The organism is Raineya sp. (assembly GCF_053497555.1).
The window spans coordinates 1-7675 of the sequence record NZ_JBRCWE010000018.1 but is presented as its reverse complement, the minus strand read 5'-3'; the positions used below and the strand labels follow the sequence as shown (position 1 = coordinate 7675).

General features: G+C 39.5%; 5 protein-coding genes. 2 read left to right on the top strand and 3 right to left on the bottom strand.

Features of this window, described 5'->3' with window-relative positions; genetic code table 11:
• The first annotated feature begins 126 nt into the window (after positions 1-126).
• Together sufB and ACWITO_RS01960 are read left to right on the top strand one after the other, a co-directional pair.
• Positions 127-1563 carry a Fe-S cluster assembly protein SufB gene (gene sufB, locus ACWITO_RS01965; RefSeq protein WP_448528328.1) on the top strand — a complete coding sequence of 479 codons (1437 nt, stop codon included), beginning with the start codon at positions 127-129 and terminating at the stop codon, positions 1561-1563.
• Between the two features lie 27 nt (positions 1564-1590).
• Positions 1591-2187 (top strand): transposase, encoded by a 597-nt coding sequence (locus ACWITO_RS01960; protein ID WP_207764431.1) that lies wholly within the window; start codon positions 1591-1593, stop codon positions 2185-2187.
• Between the two features lie 198 nt (positions 2188-2385).
• Here ACWITO_RS01960 and ACWITO_RS01955 read toward each other — a convergent pair whose 3' ends face one another.
• From ACWITO_RS01955 to ACWITO_RS01945, 3 genes are all read right to left on the bottom strand, one after another.
• Complete coding sequence (locus tag ACWITO_RS01955; protein WP_448528327.1) at positions 2386-3885, bottom strand: hypothetical protein; 1500 nt, start codon at positions 3883-3885, stop codon at positions 2386-2388.
• A gap of 99 nt (positions 3886-3984) precedes the next feature.
• Positions 3985-5958: a hypothetical protein gene (locus tag ACWITO_RS01950; protein ID WP_448528326.1), complete on the bottom strand. Its 1974-nt coding sequence runs from the start codon at positions 5956-5958 to the stop codon at positions 3985-3987.
• An 89-nt stretch (positions 5959-6047) separates the two neighbouring features.
• Positions 6048-7535, bottom strand: a complete 1488-nt coding sequence (locus tag ACWITO_RS01945; protein ID WP_448528325.1) for a T9SS type A sorting domain-containing protein — start codon at positions 7533-7535, stop codon at positions 6048-6050.
• Positions 7536-7675: the final 140 nt, after the last annotated feature.

Below are 7675 nucleotides of genomic sequence, written 5' to 3'. Positions count from 1 at the left end.
ATCGTACTTCTATTTTTTTTGATATCTGAGCTTTGCGAAAAATATTTGCTCACGCAAACTTTTTTCTCAAAAATTTGTTATATCTTTGTGTAATCTAAACTCATTCTAAATAAAAATTACGCCCTTATGGACGAAATCTTGATTGAACATATCAATTCTGACTACAAATATGGCTTTGTAAGCAATATTGAAGCCGAAGAAGCCCCCAAAGGCTTAAATGAGGATATTATTCGTTTTATTTCTGCCAAAAAAAATGAGCCTGAATGGATGTTGGAGTGGCGTTTGAATGCGTATCGGAAATGGCTCACAATGAAAGAACCTTCTTGGCAGAATGTGCATTACTTGCCTATTGACTATCAGGACATAAAATATTACTCTGCTCCCAAAAAGAAACCTAAATTAAACAGCCTCGACGAAGTAGATCCTGAAATCCTGAAAACTTTTGAAAAATTAGGCATCTCATTAGAGGAGCAAAAACGCCTCACGGGGGTTGCTGTTGATGCTGTCATTGATAGCGTTTCGGTAGCTACTACTTTCAAGAGCAAGCTGGCGGAACTTGGCATTATTTTCTGCTCTATCAGCGAGGCTATTCACGAACACCCCGAACTTGTAAAAAAATATTTGGGTTCGGTAGTGCCAGTAACCGATAATTTCTTTGCCGCCCTTAATTCTGCGGTATTTTCTGATGGTTCTTTTGTGTATATTCCCAAAGGGGTGCGTTGCCCTATGGAGCTATCCACTTATTTCCGTATCAATGCTTCGGGTACAGGACAATTTGAAAGAACCCTCATTATCGCTGATGAAGGAAGTTATGTGAGCTATCTGGAAGGCTGTACAGCCCCTATGCGAGATGAAAACCAACTCCACGCCGCTGTGGTAGAACTGATTGCCTTAGATAACGCCGAAATAAAATATTCTACGGTGCAAAATTGGTATCCGGGCGATAAGGAAGGCAGAGGTGGCATTTACAATTTCGTAACCAAAAGAGGAATTTGTGCAGGCAAAAATTCTAAAATTTCTTGGACACAAGTAGAAACGGGTTCCGCTATTACCTGGAAATACCCATCGGTTATTTTGAAAGGTGATAACTCTGTGGGTGAATTTTATTCGGTAGCAGTTACCAATAATATGCAACAAGCCGACACAGGTACGAAAATGATACATATTGGCAAAAATACCAAAAGCCGTATCGTGAGTAAAGGTATTTCGGCAGGTAAAAGCCAAAATTCGTACAGAGGTTTGGTAGAAATCCATAAAAGAGCTGAAAATGCTCGTAATTTCTCACAATGCGATAGCCTTTTGCTGGGCAATTTGTGTGGGGCTCATACTTTCCCTTATATTGAAGTAAAAAACCCAACTGCGACCATAGAACACGAGGCTACCACCTCCAAAATAGGCGAAGACCAAATTTTTTACTGCAACCAAAGAGGATTAGATACCGAAACTGCCATTGCCTTGATTGTCAATGGTTATGCCCGTGAGGTACTCAACCAACTTCCTATGGAATTTGCTGTTGAAGCTCAAAAGTTACTTGCTATCAGTTTGGAAGGTAGTGTAGGGTAAATCTATCGTATATTCAAAATATTTTCAATGCCTTCGTATCTACGCAACGAAGGCATTTTGTTTGGAATTTTAACGAAAAGTACTTTGGATAAGTTTCAAAATAAATATCGGATACCTTCGGCAAGAGCTTCTTGGTGGGATTATGGCTCACAAGGAGCGTATTTTATTACAATTTGTACCCAAGACCGATGGCATTACTTCGGAGAAATTATTGAGGGTAAAATGCAATACTCACAGGTGGGTGTTTTGGCAGATATTTTTTGGCTTGAAATTCCCTTTCACGCTCAAAAAGTAACTTTGGGTGAATATATTGTAATGCCTAATCATATTCACGGCATTTTGATTTTGGAAGATAGTTTCCCAACCACATCACTAAAACATAGCGAAAGCAATAATTTTGCTCAAAATAGGTTTCAAAATCCGGGTAAGAATAGCATTTCGTCCATTGTAGGGTCGTATAAATCTGCTGTAAGCAAGCACGCTCGGCGTTTAGGATTTGAATTTGCTTGGCAAAGCCGCTTTTATGACCATATTATTCGCAATGCAGAAGAATATCAGCGTATAGAAAATTATATCATCAACAACCCCCAACAATGGGAAAAGGATAAATTTTTTGGTAAATGATAATAGATTGGGGGTAAAATATTATTCATTTTCATTCGTATTCAATTCGTATTCAATTTGTAGAGACAAGACAATGCCTTGTCTCTACAAATAACGGAAAAATGGAAAACAAAAAATAAAAAAATGTACAATTGTATTTATGGTTGCAATGAAAAAGGCTGGTATCTTTTACCAGCCCCAAAACATCTATTAAGATTTTTATTTTGTTCCCTTGTCTTTTACTTGATTTTTTAATTCTAAGGTTGATGGCTTTTTAGGTGATTTCGGGAACCTTATGTCTTGAAAACGTGAGTCTAAATTACCATTTTCGTCATAGGTATTTGCTCTGTTTGCAACCACAGTCCAAGAGAAAGCTACATTTGAGGTTCCTCCTTGCAATTCTATCACTTCAAAGCCATTTTTAGATTTGTTTGTTACATAAACTCCCTTGCAATCGCCCTCTAACTGAATAAAGACTTTCATAGGATGTGCCTCATCTACATAAATATTTTTTGCAAAAATCGGATCAAGTTGAATGTATGCTCTGCCATTTACAAGTTTTCCCGTTCCATAATCTTGGAATAATACTTCTGGGCTTTCTGGACAAAACATATTTACATACTCCCCATTCAAATCCTTAACCATTGTAGAAACAGTGCCAGGTCCATTTATTTTATAGTTAGTTCCGCCAGTCCTACCTCCTACGTAAGCATAAGCGTTCGCATTGGTTGCCGCAACAAAATACCCTCCCCAACGGTCATTGCCATTACCCGTAGCATATCCGTATATTCCAATACTCAATCCTGTACCAGCTACTCCACTACCATCAGTTAGAGTACTAACAGTTCCCGTATTATTACCAACAAATGCTCCTCCTGTACCTGTTGCAGAGTTACTAACCCCATATACTCCTATTCCTGTAGCACTACTAAACGAACCTCCAGTATTGGCTAAGTAAGAGGTAAGACCTCCTCCACTTCTACCAACTACTCCCGCCCCACTAGATCCTGCTAAAATCCCCCATAAAGCAAATGCATCTAAAACAGATGAACTTTCACTCAAAGCACCATCATAATTAGATGAAAAATGTCCCGCATAAGTAGAACTATTATTTCTTACTCTTAGTGCTGCAACTCCAGCTCCTAAATTATTATTTAATTCATTGATAGAAAGCTGTCCATTTGCTGCAACCCTTGCTCTTTCTACTCCATTTGTGCTAAAACCTAATATATCTGCACCTATCCTGTAAATTCCTGTATTACTATCAGTTTCCCAAGAATAAAAAGGAGCTGCCGCCGTTCCATCGGAAAGGGCAAATAATTGATTACCATTGGCTATTCTCAAGCGAGGAGTATTGTTCGTTCTAAAAGTAAGAGCTTGTGCATCAGTTGTACCAACAAAGTTTGTAGCTGCGTCAGTACCAGTATTCCCTGTAGTAAACCATCCAGTGCTATTATTTAGTAAATAACGCCAATTAGTGCCATCATAATACCAAAAGCCAACTAAACCATCAGTTTGATAGATAAGTAGCCCATTGGCAGGAGAAGCAATTGCACCACGTTGAGCGAGTGTCATACGAGGAACAAGCAAGCCTCGTGTAGTAGATTGCACATCAAGCATTGCAGAGGCAGCAGGAGTTCCACCGATACCTACCCCTTGCGAGAAAGCAGTAGTAGCCATCGCAACACTGCAAACGAGAGTGATGAAAAGTTTTTTCATACGCTTTAATTGTTTTTTTTGTTCAAAAAGGTCTATTAAGAGTTAAACTTATGGGTGTCGCTTTTTAGCTTTATACAAGCAAAAGCATAAAACCTAATTTTATTTTTCTTCTATTCTCTGCTTGGATTTAGTTGTATTAGACTGTTTCACTTCTATTTTCCTAATTTCTGAATCTATTGCTACAGGTTTCTTTTGGATATTTGGTCTGTCAAATCTCACTTTTGAGCCATCATACCATATGGAGTAGGTTGGTTCAGCAGGGTTGTTGTCGTTATACATAATACCTTTATCTCCATTCATTTTTTCCTCAAAATCGTTAGCAAGGATTTCTTCCGAAATGATTGGTTTTTCAAAATCTCTTTTTACACCAATTACGATATAATTAAATTCAACATTTGAAGTTCCATTATCATTTTCTATTACCCAAAACTCACCTCTTTTTCCTGTTTCCTCAATATAAAGCCCTTTGGAACGTCCAATAGGAGTTACGGTAATAGTAAATGGCTCTTTGTCTGAAGTAATTTTAAGAAATTCATCTTTTAGCCTCACTAAAACTCTTCCGTTATTGAGTCTGCTTCTACCCCTATCGGTAATATCAACTTGCATAGAAGTAGTTGCATAAGAAACTATACGCTTATCTGAATTTTCAGCAGAGTGCAGAGTAGCGATAATATTGTTGGTGATAGTCTTTCCGTGCACATAAGCTCCGTATCTAACGCCAGACAAATTTACACCATACACCAAACCTTTTATCCAACCACCCATTACACCTCCATAAATCCCCAGCCCTATGGTATGATTAGGTTCTTGTAAAGACCATTCGCGAGCATTGATTTCATTTGAGTTATTCAGATATCTTCCCGTAGCTACACCTACTTGATAATTTTGACCAAAACCATACACAGCGTAATCCACAAATGAAGCATTCGCATATCCTAATGCCCCTGCGGCATAAAAACCCGCCGCGGCATCATCAGATATACCCATAACTCCCCCTGTTCTTGCAGCTGTTCCTCCATTACCATACACACCAAAACGATAGCTTGTACCCAAGTTGTTGGCTTGCCCATAGATAGATCTTGCTGTGGTGTTATCTGAAAAACCTGTGCCTGCAGCACTGGGAGTTCCTGTAAGCACTCCATATACCCCTATAGAAGCAGCAGAACTAGCGGTTCCAACACCTTGTACGCCTCTACCACCTGCTCCAGCTGTACCATAGACCCCTGTTCCTGTCGTTGCATTAGCTTGTCCATATACACCTGTGCCATTAGTACCATCAGCAGCACCCGCCACACCGGCAGCATTAGCCACACCACTATTAACAAATCCTGAAACACCTGTATTAGAAAAATAGGTATTATCTCTTAAAGTACCCATAACCCCAGTACCATTCGTCTGATTGGTTCTCCCCCATATCCCAGTGCCATTGGCAGTTCCATTAGCGGCAGAGTTTTCAGCATATAAAGCTATACCAGCATTATTCTGATTAGCCGCATAAACACCCAAACCCGTTCCCTGATTAGTGATACCTGCAACAGCTTCACCATTAGCTCCTGTGGCTTGTCCATATACCCCTCCACCAGTAGTTCCATATCCACTTATAGCGTACTCACCTGCACCTGCGTAAGAGGAAAATATATCACCTGCAATAGCAGTTGTATTATTCACAATAACTTGCCCATTGCTTTGCAGTCTCATTCTAATCAGATTATTGGTTCTGATGTCCAAACCTTGTGCATCGGTTGTACCAAGGAAATTAGTTCCCATCGTTGTTCCAGCATTCCCATTCAAAAGCCAACCACCAGCAGTAAGTTGTAGCCAAGTAGCAGAAGGGGTATCGTAATACCAGAAGCCTCTTGAAGCATCAGTTTGATAGATAAGTAGCCCATTGGCAGGAGAAGCAATTGCACCACGTTGAGCGAGTGTCATACGAGGAACAAGCAAGCCTCGTGTAGTAGATTGCACATCAAGCATTGCAGAGGCATCAGGAGTTCCTCCGATACCTATCCCTTGCGAGAAAGCAGTAGTAGCTAATGCACCACCGCAAATGAGAGTGGTGAAAAGTTTTTTCATACACTTAATTTTTTGTTCAAAAAAATATAACGAAGTAAAAAAGTTTTGCTAAATGAATTCTTGCTATAGAAGCAAGTATTTTTTATGAATTATTGTCTTGCAATTTTGTAGAGTTCAGTTTGAGAGCCATCGGATATTTGAAGGAAATACACACCCGCAGGTAAATAAGGCAACTTATCGCTGGGTTTGAAGTGAATTTCTTCCCCTTGCAAAGTAGTACGTAAGTGCGTATTACCTAAGTTATCTGTAATAGTAAGGAAAATAGTTTTAGCTTCGGGGTTATAGATTTTCACATTGAGTTCATCTTTGTAAGGATTAGGATAAATACCTGCCCAGAAAGTTTTATTGAAATGTACGGGTTTGCTGGGAGTTGTACGTTTTGTACCATTTTGTTCTACTTGTACCAAACGATAGTAAAGTACACTTTTGCCTAAATCTTTAGCATTCCAATCAGTGTGGAGATAATTATTTTCAGCGAGGTTTTTAGCAGGTACGGAACCAATACGTTCAAAATTCACATTATCAGCACTTCTTTCCACAATATAATGGCTAACGTTCAGTTCGTTGAGTGTAGTCCAAAGCACTTCTACATCTTTACCTTTTACCAAACGTACATCAAAGGCAAGCATATCCACGGGCAAAGGATTCACTTGGTCGGAAAGTGTCCAACCATTACGTAAAGCGGCAAGAGGGATATTATTTTCAGTATGAACGCGACCGGGTATGCTTAAAAGTCCCGCATTATACAAAAACCAAGGCGAGCCTATCGTAAAGGGGGAAGTAGTACGCCATAACTGCATTTGAGCAAGATTTCTACCATTATCCCAGTCAGAAATCCAAGAGAAGGTAGCATTTCTAGTGCCTGCGGCAGTATTTGTAATATCTACAATCCAATGCACATCAATACTTTCAAATCCTATGGGGCTTACAAAACCCTGAGTAGGCACAAATCCACGGCTGGTAGCAGTACCATCACCCGAACGGCGAGTAAGTGTAAGTTCTCCTACATCTCCCCCTGCCGCCATTGAAAACATCAGAAAAGTAGCAAAAGCACCTGCATTTACTACTCTCTGCTCCATAATGGCTGTACCGCGAATATGGTTTGCATTGGTTTCGGTGGGGTTACTGGCAGTAGTCGTAAATCTTACAGGGCTGGCATTCGCAGTGAAAAGCCTACCATTAGTAAGGTTCAACGTATTGTGTATGCGTAATGCCCCTGTATTGGTTACACTTACGCCATTGCCACCATTATTGATAGTAAAAGTGCCAATATCTACTACCGAAGAACCTTGTACTTGTTGCTCAGTGGAGCCTGTCATTTGTATAGTACCTGCAGAGCCATTAAAAGTGCCATTATTGATAATATCTCTACCAGTAGCATTGCCCGCCATAATAATAGTACCATTGTGATTGATAGTAGCACCTGCATTGTTTTGCAGGTTCAAAGCGGTAATATTCACCGTAGTACCAGCGGTGATGTTCATTGTTGTACCACTGGTTACAATCATTTGAGCGTTCAAAGCATTTGCAAGAAACACGCTTCCTGCCAAAAGCCAACTCCTGTAAATCTTTTTCATATAGTTTTGAGGTTTTTACTTGGGCTTTACCATTAGTTAATACTATAATTACAAAAAAGGTAACTGCATTTCAGAGAAAAATGTAATAAATTTTCAAACTTTACACTTTTTCAATGAGGTTGTTTAGGATTTATTTTTTT